The following is a 16,845-nucleotide window of genomic DNA, read 5'->3' on the forward strand; positions in this document are numbered from 1 at the left end:
GTGGCGTCGCCAGGAGGGGAGACGGGCTTGTAAACGTCTTGTTTATGGGCGGCGCCTGGTGCCGGAGCGCATGCGGAAGGGTATAAGCGCAGAATCTGTATCCGTTGGCGGGAGGCGCGCGCGTGGACCTGTTCCAGTATCTGGAAGGCGAATTGAGGACATTTGACCAGTTGGGGTTGACCCCAGTCGACTCGGCGGCGATTTCGCAGATGAGCATGATCGACGCTTCCGCGGTGGTGCCGGCCCTGCGCCGCGCGGACGTTGCCCGCCTGCGCCGCGTGGGCGGGATCGATGCGGCGGGCGCGTGCATGCCCGGTGAGGAGACCACCTTTATGGGCAGGCTTTCCGGTGCGGCAGATGCCGTGGCGGACCGCTTGTATTCGCGGACTGTACGCGGTGCCCATGCGTCCGACCTACTGGCGGCGGAGCTTTACGACTCCATGTTTACCGGGTTGGACCATGACAATATCAAGCGGCAGATCGCGTCGTTTGCGGCGAGCCCGCGCTTTCGCGAGTTGGAGATGCGCGATTACGTGGCGCTGCTGGACCAAGAGAGGCGCGTACAGTTCTCGGCAACGTGCTATGTGATGCCGGGCGCTTGGGCGTACGTGGCCTTTCGCGGAACGGACACGTCGTTTACGGGTTGGCGCGAAAACTTCGATATGGCGGTGACCCCGCCCGTTCCCGCCCAGCGCATGGCGGCTGCCTACCTTGAACTGGTTGCTCGCCATCTACCCCAGCGCCTGTATGTAGGTGGTCATTCCAAGGGCGGCAACCTGGCGACCTATGCCGCGGTGCGCTGCTCTGACGCCGTGCGCGCCCGCATCGCATGCGTGTTTGATCATGACGGCCCCGGGTTTAAAGCGGGCTTTCTCTCTGACGAGCCGGCGCTCGCCGCGCTTCGTGCGCTCGAGGGGCGTATTCACCGCACGGTGCCCGTCGATTCCGTTGTGGGTATGATTATGAATGAGGTCGCGCCTGCGCGGGCGGTGCGCAGCAGCGCCTATGGGATGGATCAACACAGCGTGTTTAGCTGGGAGATCGATGGCGGTGACTTTGTCTACGAGGAAGGCGTGAGCGCTGGGGCCAAGGGGACGCATGAGGTCTTGGGGGCGTGGCTGGCATCGTTTTCGGACGAGGAGCTGCCCGGGGTGGTGGACGCGCTGTTTAGTGCCATGGCGGTTTCCGGGGCTCAGAACGCCGGTCAGATCTTTGGCGGCGGACCCCAGGCGGCGCAGTGCATTCACGAGGCGATTCGCAAATCGGACGAGCACACGCGCGAGGTCTTGGGGCCGGCGTTGGCAAAGCTCGCCCAGATCGCGGCGGAGCGCATCGCCCGCGGCGCGGTGGCGGGCATCGCGCAAGGGTTCGCGGGCCTGTTTAATCGCTAGCACGCGCAAGTAGGCGTTTGCGGTCGAGGACTTCTACGGCCCCACGGCTGAGGGCGACCAGGTCCTCGCGCTCGAAGTACTTGAGCATGCGAGATACCACCTCGCGGGCGCTGCCCAGGTGGCGAGCGATTTCATCGTGCGTGACGACGAGGTGCGGAGAGCCCGTTCGCGAGACCTCGTCCAGCAAAAACGTGGCGAGGCGAGTATCGAAGCTGGCGAATAGTACTTGCTGCATCACCCACATGCAGTCGCTGAAGCGTTGCGCGGTCTGTCGATAGAGATACGCTTCGACTGCAACGTTCTCCTGCGAAAGCTGGGAGAAGTAGCGCGGATCGATGATGAGGGCCTCGATATCCTCAGCGGCGTCGAGGGCGATGTCGAACGTGATCATGGGCAGGATGCAGGAAGCGGCGAGCACGCAGGTCTCTCCAGCCTCGACGCGGAAGAGCGTGATCTCTTTTCCGGTTTCCGAAGGCATGTACGCGCGCAGGCTACCGGCGAGCGCTACGACCACGCCCGCACATCCCGAACCACCGCCCTGCACGCGTTCGCCCGCGCGCGCCATAAGAGGGCGCGTGGCGGCGGCGAGCTGCGTTTTCTGTCCTTCGGTAAGGTCGCCCCAGAAAGGAAGCGCGGCGGCGAGCGCGCGAGCGACGGCGTCGCGGGGCGCGGCGGAGGCGCTGCTCCTGCTGTTTCCGGTGCTGTTGACGTTGCCTTTGGCGGGGGCGGGGCTGGTTTTGAGGTTCTTCTCGGCGGCGTTGTCGATGGATGACATGGGTGCCTCGATTGCGTTGGGGTTGTGTCTGTTTGCCAAGCGTGACAGGTTGGGGCGAGCTGCGCAAGGGTTTTTGCAGCAACTGGGGTGGATGGTCTGCCAGATGGGCTGGCAGGCAGGCCGACAGATGGGGCGTTGGATGGACCGGCAGGCAGATGGGACGGAGACGCGCAGCCGAACCTCCTGGCTCCAAAGCCCGGGGCCAAATAATGCGTTAGTGCGGAACGGGGCGAGTGGCAAATAACGGCTTAGTGTGGGACTTAGGTCAAATAGTCGCTTAGTGTGGTCCCTAGAGTGTCAAATAATGCGTTAGTGCGGTGAAAGAGGGTGATAGGTGTGGTACCTTATGAATAGGGCATTTGTATCGACCGAGCTAGAAGGCACGGTCGACATCAACTGATGAATAAAGAAAGCCCGACGGGATGCCTTCAATCCGCACTAACGTACTATTTGACCAAACCTCCGCACTAACGCGCTATTTGTCCCGGTCTTTCGCCAGGTCGATTTTCGCATGCAAAAACGGGGTCGCCATACATGGCGACCCCTCGTGAGTCGAAGCCTGGGTGAGTGCGCCGCGTTTCGAGCGTAAGCTCGGGTGGGGAGGGCACGCTGCGGCGCGCCGTGCTATACGGCGAGGCCGCAGTCTGCGATGCCGCGACGGCGAATCTCCTGGTCAAGGACGGTTTGCTGGTAATAGCCGTATCCGCCCGCGACGTTCGCACACGAGAAACCGTGCTGCATCAGGATGCGGCACGCCACGTAGCTGCGAAGGCCGCTTTGGCAGAAGACGCGCAGGCGCTTGTCGCGCGGTAGCTCGTCCAGGTGCTCGCGCAGCTCGTCGAGCGGAATGTGCAGTGCGCCGTCGATGGATCCGCGGGCGACTTCTCCGGGGGTGCGGGCGTCCAACAGTACCTCGTTCTCTGCGGGGTCAAGGGCCTGCTCCCAGGTGAGCTGCTCGACGCGGCCCTCCAAAATGTTCTCGATCATGTAGCCCGCCATGTTGACGGGATCCTTTGCGGACGAGTAGGGCGGAGCGTAGGCCAGGTCGAGCTCGGTGAGGTCGGCTGCCGTCATCTTTGCGCGTATCGCCGTGGCGATAACGTCGATGCGCTTGTCCGCGCCGTCGGTGCCTATGATCTGCGCGCCCAGAATCCTGCCGTCGCTTCGCTCGAACAGCACTTTCATGGTCATGCTGCCGGCGCCGGGGTAGTAGGTGGCGTGGCTTGCGGGGGAGAGGATGACGTAGTCCGCATCAAGTCCCGCCGCTTTCGCAGCGATTTCGGTAAGTCCGGTGGTGGCGATGGTGAGGTCGAAGAGCTTGAGGACGGAAGATCCCTGACTGCCCGTAAAGGTGCTGGCTATGCCGCAGATGTTGTCCGCCGCGATTCGGCCTTGTTTGTTGGCGGGGCCCGCGAGCGCGATCAGGGCGTCTTGCCCGGTGACGTAGTTCTTCACCTGCACGGCGTCGCCTACGGCGTAAATGTCGCTATCGCTGGTTCGCATATGCTCGTCTACCTTGATGGATCCGCGCACGCCCAAATCAAGTCCCGACTCGCGGGCAAGGGCACTTTCGGGCGCCACGCCCACGGCGAGCACGACCATATCGGCGGCAAGGGGGCCGCTTTGCGCGAGGTTGGTCTGCACGGCGCCGTCGGCACGCTCTTCAAAGCCGGTAACGTCGGAGCTTAGCAGCAGTTTCACGCTATGTGAGCGCAGGTGGTTATGGGCGATCGCGGCCATGTCGGCATCAAGCGTGGGCATGACGTGCCCGCCGCGCTGGACCACCGTGACGTCCAGGCCGCGGTCTCGCAGGTTCTCGGCCATCTCCAATCCAATGAAGCCGCCGCCTACTACCACCGCGGATGCGGGGCGCGCGGTTTCAACAAAACCGTGAACCTTAAACGTGTCCTCGACGGTGCGCAGGGTGAAGATGCGTTCGTTATCGATGCCGGGCAGGTTGGGGATGACGGCATGGGCGCCGGGTGACAAGATCAGCTTGTCGTAGCTCTCGCGATACACTTCGCCCGTTTCAAGATTGCGGACTTTGATCGCCTTTGATTCACGGTCGATCTCCACGGCCTCCTGGCGCACGCGGACGTCGATGCGAAAGCGGTCGTGAAAGCTTTCCGGGGTTTGCAGGGTGAGCTTGCGTTGGTCGGTGATAACGCCGCCCACGTAGTAGGGCAGGCCGCAGTTGGCGTAGCTCACGTAGCCCGAGCGCTCAAGCATAACGATCTGCGCGTTCTCGTCCAAACGGCGCAGGCGCGCCGCAGCCGTGGCGCCGCCGGCGACGCCTCCAATGATGACAACCTTCATGCTTAGATCCTTCCCTGCTTGACCGGGCCGCTCCAGCGGTTGATGCCGCCCATGTTGGTGACTGTGGTATACCCCATCTGGGTGAGGAAACGGCACGCCTGCGCGCTGCGCGCTCCGGAGAGGCAGTACACAAATAGGGGCGTGTCGAGCGCGGGCACCTGACGCGGCGCGTTTTGGATATGCGAGACCGGCACGTTGCGGGCGCCATCGATGTGCCCGTCAACAAATTCTTCGGGCGAGCGCACGTCAAGCACCACGGCGCCGGGGGTGGCGCGAGCGTCTTCCATGTATGCGTCGATTCCCTTGCCAAACATCGAGCTGAACAGTCCCATGGCGGTTCCCTTCGGTTTGAATGCCGTTTGTCTTCTATCAGGGTGAACACTACCATGTGCCCGCGGAGGCGTTCAGTGACTAGGTCACGCATGCGGCCGCATCGCGCGGCATCTTGCCTTCGAGATGCTCCGACTGCTTGCAAGCGACCCCGCGCGGCGCCGCATATGTAGGACGATGATTTCACCGTGTAAGGTGGCTGTTCTCGCCGGGGTGGGGCATACTGCTGTTATGCAAACAATCGATATGTCTTGGGGGTGCGCTGCATGTCGCTTGTCGAAAAGCTGCGCTCGCTGTCACCCATGGCCCGCCGCCTGGTGATTATGAGGTTTTGCGGTCACGTGGGAATGCTCGCGTGCTACTTCATAGGAATCTTGGGAACGCTTACGTATTCGCTTGGCGGCACGGCGCTGTCCACTACGTTTTCCGTGGGCCTCATCAACCTGGCGACCGTGATTGGCAACTTTGTCGGCGGCGCCATGCTCGACTCGCTGGGGCCGCGTCGGCACTTCCTCATCAGCGTTGTCGCTACCTGCGTTTCCGCGGCGCTATTCCAGGTGCTAGCGGATACGGTCGAGGGCATTCTTATCTGCTCGGCGGTCTTTGGCCTCGCGTGGGGAATCGAAGACATCGTCGCACGCTCCTACGCTGCCTACATCACGGATGATGCGGACGAGCTGTCATGCATCAACCCCATGCTCTCGGCCGTCACCAACCTCACGGTGGTGGTCGGCCCCTTGGTGGGAAGCGCGATCACCTCGGTATCCTCTACCCGCATGGTCTTTGTGTTTGGCGCGGTCATGGCGCTTGCGGGCCTTGTCCCCGCCGCCGGCTTCCACCCCCTGCGCCAGCCTGCGGAAGAGGAGGGGGCGGAGTATAGCGACAACTCGCTTTCCGCGGGCTTTTTGGCCGTGGCGGCAAAGCCTACGCTGCGCATGCTCCTTGCCGTGGGGTTCCTCACATACTTTGGTTACGGCGCCTTCGACCCCTTGGAGTCTCTGTTCTATCGCGACGTGCTGCACGTGGGGGTCGAGTGGATGGGCTGGTTGTCAAGCGCGGCGGGCATAGGCGCCATTGCGGGATCGGTCATCCTTATGCGCCTGCCGGCGCGTTTCACCAATATGAGGTTCTTGCTTTTGGCGCTGTTTTCCATGGGCTTGGGGTGCCTGGTATATGTGGGAACGCCGTTTGTGGTTGTTGCCATGGCGGGCCAGATGCTGTTGGGATTCTCGTTTGGCGTGATCGGCCCTCTGCAGAGCACGTTGGTGCAGATGCATGCTCCGCTTTCCGCCTTGGGCCGCGTGAGCGCGGTTATGGGCTTTGGTTACAGCGTGGCAGGCGTGGTGCCTTTGTTCATGGCTCCCTGGCTAGCGCGCGTGCTGGGCGTTCAGCAGACGTTGGTGCTGGCGAGCTCGCTGGTCGCGTTGTTCCCGCTTATCTGCATGGTGTTTTTGCGCCGCCGTATCGCGGATTCGGTGGAGGAGGAGCGGGAGCTTGAAGATGCCGCGTAAGCGCCGGCGCTTCGATCGCCCGTTGCCCGCGCGCTCCCCAAGCCCCGCTTGGACTCGCGTTGCGTCTCGCGCTACGCCTTGGCGACAAGCTCCACGGCGGTGCCGGAAGCCGTGACCATAAGCATATTGCCCTGGCCCAGTACCTCGTAATCCACGTCGACGCTCACTACGGCGTTGGCGCCCAGCGCTTCGGCGCGCTCGGCCATCTCGCGCAGGGCGTCCTCGCGGGCCTCGACCAATTCGTCCTCATAACCCTTGCTGCGGCCGCCCACAATGTTGCGTATGCCCGCGGTGAAGTCGCGAATAAAGTCGACGCCGGAAATGACTTCGCCAAAAACGATGCCGTGGTAGCGAGCGGCGGTGTATCCGTCGACGCTGGGCGTGGTGGTGATCAGCATGGAAGCTCCAATCCTTGTGGGCCGCGCGGTATCGCGTTGCGCAGCTTATACCCTGCAAGGGTTCCGCTTCATGCATCCGCGATGCTAAAGAAAGGCTAAAGGCTCGCGGCGTTTTCGGCGCGGCTTTAACAACCGTGGCGCGCCAGGCGTTCGCGCAGGATAAGCACCGGCCCCAGGCTGGGCTCATGCAGGGGAGCGACTAGCCGGCAACGCGCTGGCAAGGCGTGGAGAAGGGGGTCGAGCAATACGTCGCCCGCGTTGAAGACGCCTCCAATATAGGTAACCGGAACAAGGGCGTCCAAGCTTACGCTGCCGCGCTCCTCGAAGCCGTCCTTATCAAAGAGCTCTCGCATAATCGTCTCGACCATCTGGGCGATTTCCTCTGCCGCTTGCTGGTAGATGCGGCGCGCGGATGCGTCTTCCTCGCGTGCCGCTTGGGCCACCAAGACGCTAAGGGACGCAATGCGCGTACGGTCATGTAGGTGGTCCTGGGCAAAGCGGATGATGTCGAAGTCATCCATCAAGCCGAGCTCCCGTTTAAGGGCGCGGTAGAGAGGCCCGCGCTGGTCGCGCCCGTCGCTTTGGCGGGTGAAGGCGCGCAGGGCCTCCTTGCCAATCCAGCCGCCGCTGCCCTCGTCCCCCAATAGATAGTCCCACCCGCCGCAACGCATGCTGGCGCCGTTTCGCACGCCAAGCGCGATCGAGCCGGTGCCCGCGATAACGGCGATGCCGTCCGCAAGGTCCAGGCCCGCCGCCCACGCGGCGTCGACGTCGTTGACCAGGGCATAGGGACGAGTTCCCACCGCGGCCTTCACGGCGGCCTCGATGGCGCGGTCGGACTCGGCTCCCTCGCCGTAGCCGCAGATGCCAAGGCCCACGCCTCCGTCCCGGTTCAAGCCGTGCCGCCGCGCCCATGCCAGGCAATCGCGGAAGACGCAAGCCATGCCATCAGTGCCCGCTTGGGCGTAGTGGCAGGTGGAAAACGTCGTGCGGGCAAGGGGCTGCAGCGATTCGTCGTACAGGGTGCAAGCGGTTTTGGTTCCGCCTCCGTCGATGCCTAGCCAGGTCATGAGCGTCTCCTTTGCTTGTTGGGGGCGATGCGGATACTGCGTGCGCCGCGTTGCCTAGGCGCGGTTAAAGCGGGCGCACATCAGCTTGTATGCCCAGGCGGGAAGCGCGCAGGGCGCGTTGATGATGTTGGAGGGCGCAAGGGGGTCCGTGGAGCCAAAACGGCGGGCGGCGTCCGCGATGCTGAGTCCCGCGCGCACGGCGCCTATGAGGCGGTCGATGGCTTCGGAGCATCCGCGGCGCTTCCGGCCCATGCGCTCGGTGTGGGCGAATGCCGCCACGGCAGCGGCGCCGGCGACGCAGAGCCCGCCGCCCCAAACAAGGTTGTTTTCACGGCAAAACAGGCGGAGCACCTCAAGTGAGAGGTGGGCCTGGCCGGGGTCGCATTCGTTCGTGGTGCAGATGGCGTAGATGCGCATTCCGTCGCGAAGGCGCGTGGCCGCCATCCAATCTTGGAGCGTGCGAACAAGGCGGGACGGTAGGGCGCCAAGTTGGACGGGGCAGCCAATTACCAACGTGTCGCAGGTGGCGAGAGCATCGAGAACGGGGCCGGCGTCGGGCACTTCGTTTGCCGCACCCTTCGCGCCGTGGCAGCAAAGGCGCTCGAAGCGCGGGGGCTCGGTTATATTTGCAGCGTCCAACGCCCTGCTTGAGAGTCGGTCGTATGCCAAGAGCGCATCTTCGAAATCGTCCAAAAGGGCGCGCACGGTGTCGTTGGGAGCGCCGGCGTCAAGCAGCGCGATCGATCGTGCGGTCCCGGCGGGGGCAGAAGGCGCGGGGGGTAGGGGGGTGTGCGCCGCGCTCGTCGCGCCTCCGTGCGGAAGCGAGCCAAGCCGTTTGAATAATCGCAGGTCAAACGTATCGACAACGCGGCACTCGGCAAGGTTGGCCCCAAGCTCCGGGGCAAGGTGCGCCGCAAGCATTCGGGCCAGGCCCTGTTCCTCGTAAGCGTTTTGGTCCACGCCGTATAGCCAAGTGTGAAGGCTGCGCTCCGGCAGCGCCCTCTTGTCGACACGGCCGCCGCCATGCCTACCGTCGCGCGCCAGCTCCAGTGCGCGCATGACGGGGGCGGACACCTGGCCGCAAAAAGAGCGCGAGGCAATCCAAAGCTCGTCGGCGCCGTCAAGGGAGGCGGCAAGTCGGACCGCGGTCTCCCCGAGGTCTCCTGCGACGCCGGGGCAGGGGGCATCGTCCACATCCTCAAGACAAAACGCCGCGTCAAACAAGGCGGCAACGCCCGGGCTCTCAAACTCGGCGCGCGGCCGGTCGCAGATCAGCAATCTCATGGGGTGGATGCGTCCCTTCTGGCGCCCGGGCTCCCGCGGCCCTGCGCTGCGGGTTTGTAGGCGGCTGAGAATGTTTCAATACCTCCATAATATAGAAATCGCGGCATGGCTGAAGTATCCTTATGCAAAAGTCGCGATGGAAGGGGGCCGTTATGCGCAAATCGACCAACGAAGCCCTGGCAACGCTTGAGCCCAGCGGGATTCGCCGCTTTAGCGCCCTGGCTGCCCAGACGCCGGGCTGTATCGCCCTTGCCCTGGGCGAGCCCGAGTTCGATTCGCCCACATCCGTGCGCGAGGGCGCCAAGTCTGCGCTGGATTTGGGGCAGACCCATTACCCTCCCAACAACGGAACGGACGAGCTGCGCCGCGCCCTGAGCGTATACATGGCCCGGCAGGGCGTGTCCTATGCGCCGGATGAGGTGATAGCGACCGTGGGCGCGACCGAGGCCCTTGCCGCCGCATTCGCCGCGCTTCTCAATCCGGGTGATGAGGTCGTCATCCCCACGCCGGCGTTTGGCCTCTACCAATCCCTGGTGGTCATGAATCATGCCACGCCGGTGTATCTCGATACCGCGCCCTTTGCGTTTCAGCTGGACGAGGAGGCGCTTTCCGCATGCGTGACACCGCGCACCAAGGCGTTGGTCATCACTTCGCCCAACAACCCCACCGGCTGCGTGCTCGCGCCCGCTTCGCTCGACGCGGTCGCAAACGTTGCCCGCACCCACGGCATCTACGTGGTGTGCGACGACGTATACAACCGTTTGGTCTATGAGCCCGGCTACGAGCGCCTTGCCGCCCGTGTGGACAAGGATCTTCGCGAGCAGGTGGTGGTGGTCGAGAGTTTCTCCAAGCCCTGGGCGATGACCGGATGGCGCATGGGCTGGGTCGCCGCCGCCCATCCCGTGATCGACCAGATCGCCAAGGCCCACCAGTTCACGGTGTCTTCCGCGGTATCGTTCTGCATGCCCGCGGCCGCCCGCGCCCTCGAGCTCGATCCCTCGCATCAGCTTGATACGTACCGCGCCCGGCGCGATCGCGTGCTGGCGCAGCTGGCGTACATGGGGCTGCCGGTGGTCGAGCCCGCCGGCGCGTTCTACGCATTTCCACGCGTCGAGCAAACCGGCTTATCGTCCAATGAATTCTGCGAGCGGGCCATTCGCGAAGCGGGCGTGGCGCTGGTGCCGGGAACATGCTTTAACGCTCCGGGCTACGTGAGGCTTTCCTATTGCATTGCGGACGATGATCTGGACGAGGGCCTGCGGCGCCTGGGGTCGTTTGTCGCCGGTCTATAAAATGTGGAGGACGTGTTGAGCCGCGCTTCCTTGCATCTCAAGACTTGACTCTGGCATGGCGGCTCGGCATACTACAGAAGTTCACGCACGATTCCGCTGCCAGAGACAGCAGGTGCCAAGGGAGGCAAGCGCCGACCGCGGCTTAATGGGAGTTCCCGCCAGCCGAGGTGGTCGAGCAGATATGTCTTCTCGCCCCCGTTGCTCTTGCAGCACGGGGGTTTCTTTTTTTTCGAGACACAACCCCCGCCATGTCAGGCGCGGACGTGCCCGGAAAAAACGAGAAGGAGGTGTACTAATGCCCAAGCAGTACAAAATCGACAAGGTTGCTGAGATCGAGTCTAGCATCGAGGCCAACGCTGGTGTGTTCATGGTGTCCTACAACGGTCTGACCGTTAAGCAGGCCCAGGAGCTGCGTCATCAGCTTCGTGAGCTCGGCGCTGAGATGAAGGTGTACAAGAACAACCTCGTCCGCATCGCTCTGGAGAACAAGGAGCAGCCCAACGTTGATGACATCCTCGTTGGTCCCCTGGCCTATGTCTTCTACGAGAACGAGCCCGTCGAGGCCGCGAAGGCGCTTAAGGAGTTCGCTAAGAAGTCCAAGGGCGTTCTGGAGATCAAGGGTGGCATTTCCGAGGGTAAGGCAGTTACTGCCGAGGAGGTCAACGCTATCGCAGACCTTCCCACCAAGGATCAGCTCCTGGGTCAGATCGCCGGTCTTATCAACGGCTTCGCTCGCGACATCGCTGTTTGCGTCAACGGCGTTTCCAGCGGTCTCGCCCGTTGCGTCCAGCAGATCTCCGAGCAGAAGGCGGCCTAGTCGCCACCATGCTCGCGGTCGTAAGGCCGCACCCCTGGCGCACATGCGCCGCGCTACTTAATTAATCTCCCTGCTAAAGACGCAGGGAAATCGAAAGGACTTAGAAATGGCTAAGCTTACCACCGATGAGATCATCGAGGCCCTGAAAGAGATGACCCTGCTCGAGGCTTCCGAGCTCGTTTCCGCCATCGAGGAGACCTTCGGCGTTTCCGCCGCTGCTCCCGCTGCCGTCGTTGCTGGCCCCGCTGCTGCCGCTGAGGAGGCCGAGGAGAAGACCGAGTTTGACGTTGTTCTCGAGGGCTTCGGCGACAACAAGATCCAGGTCATCAAGGTCGTTCGCGAGCTGACCAACCTCGGCCTGAAGGAGGCCAAGGAGGTCGTCGAGGGCGCTCCCAAGGCTGTTCTCGAGGGTGCCAAGAAGGAGGACGCCGAGGCTGCCAAGGAGAAGCTCGAGGCTGCCGGCGCTGCTGTCACCATCAAGTAGTTTCCTGCAGGCGATTCGCCTGCCGGCTACGACCGTACGGCCCCGTGCCGCGGTCTGACATTCAATGTCTTAAAGGAGGTCTGGTTCGCCGGGCCTCCTTTTTTGGTGCCCCGCCTCCTCGATACGTTGATGCGGACGTGTTAAATAATCGGAAGGTGCGTATTTAAGCTGCATTTTCTCAAAAGGGGGTAGCGCGCAAGCATTCGGACGGTATCCTGTAGGACTGTGACTCAATTGTTTATGGGCGAAAAGCCCGTTATTGATCCGCGTCATAAAGGCGTGGACGAAAGGAAGGCCATGAAGGCTATCATCCCCGCAGCCGGCCTCGGCACCCGCTTCCTGCCGGCGACCAAGTGCACCCCCAAGGAGATGCTCCCGGTGCTCGACAAGCCGGTCATCCAGTACGTGGTCGAGGAGGCGCTGGAGCCCGAGGAGGTCGACGGCGCCGTCATCGTGACCTCGCCCGGCAAGCCCGAGCTGCTCAGCTACTTCCAGCCCGACCGCTCGCTGGAGGCGCTTCTGCGCGAGCGCGGCAAGGACGGCTACGCCGACGCCGTGGCCCAGGCCGGCGACATGCCCGTGGACTTCCGCTACCAGTACGAGCCCAGGGGCCTGGGCCACGCCATCCGCTCGGTGGCCGACGCCGTTGCCGGCGAGAGCTTCCTGGTGCTGCTCGGCGACTACGTGGTCCCTTCGCGCGACATCTGCACCCGCATGCTCGAGGTCTCCCGCGCCCACGCCGGCGCGTCCGTGATCGCGGTGGCGCCCTGCTCGCCGGCGGACGTCTCCCGCTACGGCGTCATCGCGGGCGAGCGCGTCGACGCGCTCGAGGGCCTCGGCGGGGTCGCCGACGACGAGCCCGGCGCGGTGTGGCGCGTCTCCGGCCTGGTGGAGAAGCCCTCCGCCGAGGAGGCCCCCTCCAACCTCTACATCGTGGGCCGCTACCTGCTCTCGCCCCTGGTCATGGACCTGCTGGCCGACCAGGAGCCCGGCAAGGGAGGGGAGATCCAGCTGACCGACGCCATGGCCCGCTCTCTCGAGCGCGAGGCCATGTACGCCGTCGTCATCGACCCGCTGTCCGGCTACGACACCGGCACCCCCTCGGGCTGGATCGCGACCAACGCCCTCATGGCAGCGGCCGACCCCCGCTTCGCCGACGAGTTCTGGGAGGCCGTCGACGAGCGCGGGGGATTGGTCCGTCGCTAGGCGGCCTCGTCCAAACGCTCGTCCATATACGCCAGCTAGAACTAGCCCAGCGTGGTCATAATGACAGCTTGCTTGAATGGAATGCCTCAACCGTTGCGGTTGGGGCATTTTCTTTTAACCATCTATTGGTTTGCGGCGGTTCCTAAAATCCAGCCTGCCTTGTGACATGCACACGTAATACAACGTCTCCATTAGAACAACATGAACACATGTTCTGTTCAGGTCAACTACCAGCAGGTTTAGTTTTAACTTTTTTGCCTAGTCCAAAATCAACCTATAGTCAAGACTTTTATTGCCAAACGGTTCGTAGTTGCTAAACTAGTAGGTTGCGATATATGGCGATTTCTGTCGAGATGTCAAGAGCACGTTTTCGATGTGCGTCAGCGATCGCGGAACAGTGTATACGACATGCGACCGAACGCCAAGCAAACCGCATTTTCCCAAGAAGGAGGGAACGCCTGGTGAGTGATGCAAAAGCCACCCAGCCGGTAACGGCAACAGAGCGCACGCGCGTCAACTTTGGAAAGATCCCCGAGGTGATGGAGCTTCCGAACCTTATCTCCGTTCAGAAGGAGAGCTTCGACCGCTTCATGACCGATGGGCTCCGCGAGGCTTTCAAGGAGTCCAGCCCCATTCAGAGCCAGAACCATATCCTGGAGGTCACCTTTGGTGAGCACCAGTTCGGCGACCCCGCGCACACCGTGGAGGAGTGCCGCGAGAAGGATATGACCTACCAGGCTCCGCTTCTCACCGATGTCCGCCTTACCAACAAGGAGACCGGCGAGATCAAGGAGCAGCTGGTCTTCATGGGCGATTTCCCCATGATGACCGATCAGGGCACCTTCATCATCAACGGTACCGAGCGCATCGTCGTCTCCCAGCTGGTCCGCTCCCCGGGTGTGTACTACAGCTCCGAGATGGACGGCGGCAAGCAGGTTTACAAGGCGCAGATCATCCCCGCTCGCGGCGCTTGGCTGGAGTTCGAGGTCGACAAGCGCGACCAGCTGGTGGTCTCCATCGACCGCAAGCGCAAGCAGTCCGCTACCATGTTCCTGCGCGCACTGGGCATCGCTACCACCAACGACGAGATCATCGAGATGCTCGGTGACTCCGATGTCGTGAAGCGCACCATCGAGCGCGATACCGCCCTCACCCGCGAGGACGCCCTCATCGAGATCTACCGTCGCCTGCGTCCGGGCGAGCCGCCCACCGTCGACGCCTCCCGCAGCCTGCTCGAGGGCCTGCTCTTCAATGCGCAGCGCTACGACCTGGCTCGCGTCGGCCGCTACAAGGTGAATAAGAAGCTCGGCCTCGACACCACCGAGGACGTTGCGGTGCTGACCGACGAGGACATCGTCGCCACCCTGCGTTACCTGCTCGAGCTTGCCGCCGGCACCCCCGGTTACAAGACCGACGACATCGACCACTTCGGTAACCGCCGTATCCGCACCGTCGGCGAGCTGGTGGCCAACCAGTTCCGTATCGGTATGAGCCGTATGGAGCGCGTGGTCCGCGAGCGCATGAGCTCCCAGGACATCGACGAGATCACCCCGCAGAGCCTCATCAACATCCGTCCCATCGTGGCTGCCATCAAGGAGTTCTTCGGCTCCTCCCAGCTGTCCCAGTTCATGGACCAGGCCAACCCGCTGACCGGTCTTACCCACAAGCGCCGCCTGTCCGCTCTGGGTCCCGGTGGCCTTGCAGGTCACAAGTCCGGTTCCAGCCGCCGCACCAACGTGCCCACCGCCGTCCGCGACGTCCACAACTCGCACTACTCCCGTATGTGCCCCATCGAGACCCCCGAAGGCCCCAACATCGGCCTGATCGGCTCTCTGTCCCTCTACGCTCGAGTGAACGAGTACGGCTTCATCGAGGCCCCGTATCGCCGCGTTGAGAACGGCGTCGCCACCGACCAGATCGACTGGATGACCGCTGACGAGGAAGAGAACCACATCATCGCCCCGGCGAACACCCCGCTCGACCCCGAGACCAATGAGTTCGTGGTCGCCGACGCCGACGGCAACCTGGTTCGTCCCCACACCATCGTCGCCCGTACTCGCGACTTCGACGGCTCCTTCGGCGCTCCCGCAGACGTGCCCGTCGAGATGGTCGACTACATGGACGTCTCTCCGCGTCAGATGATCTCCGTCGCCGCCACCCTCATTCCGTTCCTGGAGCACGACGACGCCAAGCGTACCCTCATGGGCGCTAACATGCAGCGTCAGGCCGTGCCCCTGGTTCACCCTGCCGCCCCGTACGTCGGCACCGGCATGGAGCGTCGCGCTGCGCTGGACTCCGGCGAGGTCACCCTGGCCAAGCACGCCGGCGAGGTCATCTTCGCTGACGCGCGCAAGATCACCGTTAAGCACGCTGGCGGTATGGACGAGTATCACCTGCCCAAATACCAGCGTTCCAACCAGTCCACCTGCATCAACCACCGTCCGCTGGTTCGCGTGGGCGATGAGGTCGTCAAGGGCCAGCCCCTGGCAGACGGTCCGTCCACCGATCACGGCGAGCTCGCTTTGGGCCAGAACCTCACGGTCGCCTACATGAGCTGGGAAGGTTACAACTACGAGGACGCTATCGTCGTGTCCGAGCGCGTGGTGGCCGAGGACCTGCTGACCACCATCAACATCTCTCGCCACGAGATCGACGCTCGCGACACCAAGCTGGGTCCCGAGGAGATCACCCGCGAGATCCCCAACCTCTCCGAGGACATGCTCGCCAACCTGGACGAGGACGGCGTCATCCGCATCGGCGCCGAGGTCGGCCCCGGCGACATCCTGGTCGGTAAGGTCACGCCCAAGGGCGAGAGCGCTCTGACCGCCGAGGAGCGCCTGCTCCGCGCTATCTTTGGCGCCAAGGCCCATGACGTTCGCGACACCTCTCTTAAGATGCCTCACGGTTCCTACGGTCGAGTCATCGACGTCGCCCGCTTCAGCCGCGAGGCCGGTGACGACCTGGCTCCGGGCGTTAACGAGATGGTCCGCGTCTACGTCGCCCAGCGTCGTAAGATCCAGGAAGGCGACAAGATCGCCGGCCGCCACGGCAACAAGGGTGTTATCTCCAAGATCCTGCCGGTCGAGGATATGCCCTACATGGCCGACGGCACCCCTGTCGACGTCATCCTGAACCCCCTGGGCGTTCCCTCCCGTATGAACGTCGGCCAGCTGCTCGAGTGCCACCTTGGCTGGGCCGCCGCCTGCGGTTGGGATCAGGACAACGCTGATTCCGACAAGTACGTTCCCGGTCCGTTCTTTACGGCGACCCCCGTCTTCGACGGCGCCCATGAGGACGAGATCGCCGAGGTCATCCGTCGCGCCAACAAGAACATGGTCAACTTGGCCACCGAGCGCCTGGGCGACCACATGCGCACCGACTTTGTCACCCAGCTGGACGAGCGCGGCAAGACCCGCCTGTTCGACGGCCGTTCGGGTGAGGAGTTCCGCGAGCCCATCACCGTCGGCACCTCCTACATCCTGAAGCTCGGCCACATGGTCGACGACAAGATCCACGCGCGTTCGACCGGCCCCTACAGCCTGGTTACCCAGCAGCCCCTGGGCGGTAAGGCCCAGTTCGGCGGCCAGCGCTTCGGTGAGATGGAAGTTTGGGCACTGTACGCGTACGGTGCTTCCAACGTCCTGCAGGAGATCCTCACGGTCAAGTCCGACGACACCGTCGGTCGCGTCAAGACCTACGAGGCGATCGTCAAGGGCGACAACGTCCCCATGGCCGGTATTCCCGAGTCCTTCAAGGTTCTGGTCAAGGAGATCCGCTCGCTCGCGCTCGACATCGAGCCCATCCGCGACCACGAGCCGGAGCCCGAGACCGTAGCCGAGACCGCGGACGTGGACGACGTCCTGGCCGACCTGGACACCCTTCCCTCCATCGACGAGGCCGACACCTCTGCGGATGCAGCCGAAGCCCTCATCGGCGAGCTGGCCGCTTCCACCACTGATAAGGAGTAGAAA

Annotated in this window: 13 protein-coding genes; 7 read left to right on the forward strand and 6 right to left on the reverse strand. The window is 63.3% G+C overall.

Annotated elements, in window-relative coordinates; translation table 11 throughout:
- The first annotated feature begins 122 nt into the window (after nucleotides 1-122).
- Nucleotides 123-1,391 (forward strand): Mbeg1-like protein, encoded by a 1,269-nt coding sequence (locus B3H65_RS03165; RefSeq protein ID WP_286684101.1) that lies wholly within the window; start codon nucleotides 123-125, stop codon nucleotides 1,389-1,391.
- Here B3H65_RS03165 and B3H65_RS03170 read toward each other — a convergent pair.
- From B3H65_RS03170 to B3H65_RS03180, 3 genes are all read right to left on the reverse strand, one after another.
- A complete protein-coding gene (locus B3H65_RS03170) occupies nucleotides 1,381-2,166 on the reverse strand; it encodes a Crp/Fnr family transcriptional regulator (protein WP_286684102.1) in 786 nt (261 codons plus the stop codon). The two genes, B3H65_RS03165 and B3H65_RS03170, sit on opposite strands and share 11 nt — an antisense overlap.
- A 624-nt stretch (nucleotides 2,167-2,790) precedes the next feature.
- The gene (locus tag B3H65_RS03175; protein ID WP_286684103.1) at nucleotides 2,791-4,482 is read right to left on the reverse strand and encodes an FAD-dependent oxidoreductase; all 1,692 of its coding nucleotides are present in this window, start codon (nucleotides 4,480-4,482) and stop codon (nucleotides 2,791-2,793) included.
- A gap of 2 nt (nucleotides 4,483-4,484) precedes the next feature.
- Entirely contained in the window at nucleotides 4,485-4,814 is a 330-nt protein-coding gene (locus tag B3H65_RS03180) for a rhodanese-like domain-containing protein (protein WP_009141946.1), read from the reverse strand.
- 264 nt (nucleotides 4,815-5,078) lie between these two features.
- On the opposite strand from B3H65_RS03180, the gene B3H65_RS03185 reads away from it, so the two are divergent.
- The gene (locus B3H65_RS03185; protein WP_270480686.1) at nucleotides 5,079-6,323 is read left to right on the forward strand and encodes an MFS transporter; all 1,245 of its coding nucleotides are present in this window, start codon (nucleotides 5,079-5,081) and stop codon (nucleotides 6,321-6,323) included.
- 71 nt (nucleotides 6,324-6,394) lie between these two features.
- Here B3H65_RS03185 and B3H65_RS03190 read toward each other — a convergent pair whose 3' ends face one another.
- From B3H65_RS03190 to B3H65_RS03200, 3 genes are all read right to left on the reverse strand, one after another.
- On the reverse strand, nucleotides 6,395-6,721 hold the full coding sequence (locus tag B3H65_RS03190) for a heavy metal-binding domain-containing protein (protein ID WP_009141944.1): 327 nt from the start codon (nucleotides 6,719-6,721) through the stop codon (nucleotides 6,395-6,397).
- A gap of 125 nt (nucleotides 6,722-6,846) precedes the next feature.
- Nucleotides 6,847-7,791, reverse strand: a complete 945-nt coding sequence (locus B3H65_RS03195; protein WP_286684104.1) for an N-acetylglucosamine kinase — start codon at nucleotides 7,789-7,791, stop codon at nucleotides 6,847-6,849.
- A gap of 54 nt (nucleotides 7,792-7,845) precedes the next feature.
- Nucleotides 7,846-9,075, reverse strand: coding sequence for a hypothetical protein (locus tag B3H65_RS03200; RefSeq protein ID WP_286684105.1), 1,230 nt, complete (start codon nucleotides 9,073-9,075; stop codon nucleotides 7,846-7,848).
- Between the two features lie 152 nt (nucleotides 9,076-9,227).
- On the opposite strand from B3H65_RS03200, the gene B3H65_RS03205 reads away from it, so the two are divergent.
- The 5 genes from B3H65_RS03205 to B3H65_RS03225 all read left to right on the forward strand — a co-directional run bounded on the left by B3H65_RS03205 (nucleotide 9,228) and on the right by B3H65_RS03225 (nucleotide 16,842).
- The gene (locus tag B3H65_RS03205; RefSeq protein WP_286684106.1) at nucleotides 9,228-10,367 is read left to right on the forward strand and encodes a pyridoxal phosphate-dependent aminotransferase; all 1,140 of its coding nucleotides are present in this window, start codon (nucleotides 9,228-9,230) and stop codon (nucleotides 10,365-10,367) included.
- 295 nt (nucleotides 10,368-10,662) lie between these two features.
- Nucleotides 10,663-11,184 (forward strand): 50S ribosomal protein L10, encoded by a 522-nt coding sequence (gene rplJ / locus B3H65_RS03210; protein WP_117678766.1) that lies wholly within the window; start codon nucleotides 10,663-10,665, stop codon nucleotides 11,182-11,184.
- Nucleotides 11,185-11,290: 106 nt separating this feature from the next.
- Nucleotides 11,291-11,668 carry a 50S ribosomal protein L7/L12 gene (rplL, locus tag B3H65_RS03215; protein ID WP_009141939.1) on the forward strand — a complete coding sequence of 126 codons (378 nt, stop codon included), beginning with the start codon at nucleotides 11,291-11,293 and terminating at the stop codon, nucleotides 11,666-11,668.
- A gap of 297 nt (nucleotides 11,669-11,965) precedes the next feature.
- Nucleotides 11,966-12,874, forward strand: a complete 909-nt coding sequence (locus B3H65_RS03220) for a UTP--glucose-1-phosphate uridylyltransferase (protein WP_286684107.1) — start codon at nucleotides 11,966-11,968, stop codon at nucleotides 12,872-12,874.
- Nucleotides 12,875-13,335: 461 nt separating this feature from the next.
- Nucleotides 13,336-16,842 carry a DNA-directed RNA polymerase subunit beta gene (locus tag B3H65_RS03225; RefSeq protein ID WP_286684108.1) on the forward strand — a complete coding sequence of 1,169 codons (3,507 nt, stop codon included), beginning with the start codon at nucleotides 13,336-13,338 and terminating at the stop codon, nucleotides 16,840-16,842.
- The last annotated feature ends 3 nt before the right edge of the window (nucleotides 16,843-16,845 follow it).

It is taken from the genome of Collinsella sp. UBA1693, assembly GCF_002320115.1.
In the GTDB taxonomy this organism is placed as follows: Bacteria; Actinomycetota; Coriobacteriia; order Coriobacteriales; family Coriobacteriaceae; genus Collinsella; species Collinsella tanakaei.

What these genes read in the sequence shown, in the direction of transcription:
- B3H65_RS03170 (WP_286684102.1), bottom strand. Translation starts at nt 2,166, where the DNA reads ATGTCATCCATCGACAACGCCGCCGAGAAGAACCTCAAAACCAGCCCC.
- B3H65_RS03175 (WP_286684103.1), bottom strand. Translation starts at nt 4,482, where the DNA reads ATGAAGGTTGTCATCATTGGAGGCGTCGCCGGCGGCGCCACGGCTGCG.
- B3H65_RS03180 (WP_009141946.1), bottom strand. Translation starts at nt 4,814, where the DNA reads ATGGGACTGTTCAGCTCGATGTTTGGCAAGGGAATCGACGCATACATG.
- B3H65_RS03185 (WP_270480686.1), top strand. Translation starts at nt 5,079, where the DNA reads ATGTCGCTTGTCGAAAAGCTGCGCTCGCTGTCACCCATGGCCCGCCGC.
- B3H65_RS03190 (WP_009141944.1), bottom strand. Translation starts at nt 6,721, where the DNA reads ATGCTGATCACCACCACGCCCAGCGTCGACGGATACACCGCCGCTCGC.
- B3H65_RS03195 (WP_286684104.1), bottom strand. Translation starts at nt 7,791, where the DNA reads ATGACCTGGCTAGGCATCGACGGAGGCGGAACCAAAACCGCTTGCACC.
- B3H65_RS03200 (WP_286684105.1), bottom strand. Translation starts at nt 9,075, where the DNA reads ATGAGATTGCTGATCTGCGACCGGCCGCGCGCCGAGTTTGAGAGCCCG.
- B3H65_RS03205 (WP_286684106.1), top strand. Translation starts at nt 9,228, where the DNA reads ATGCGCAAATCGACCAACGAAGCCCTGGCAACGCTTGAGCCCAGCGGG.
- rplJ (WP_117678766.1), top strand. Translation starts at nt 10,663, where the DNA reads ATGCCCAAGCAGTACAAAATCGACAAGGTTGCTGAGATCGAGTCTAGC.
- rplL (WP_009141939.1), top strand. Translation starts at nt 11,291, where the DNA reads ATGGCTAAGCTTACCACCGATGAGATCATCGAGGCCCTGAAAGAGATG.
- B3H65_RS03220 (WP_286684107.1), top strand. Translation starts at nt 11,966, where the DNA reads ATGAAGGCTATCATCCCCGCAGCCGGCCTCGGCACCCGCTTCCTGCCG.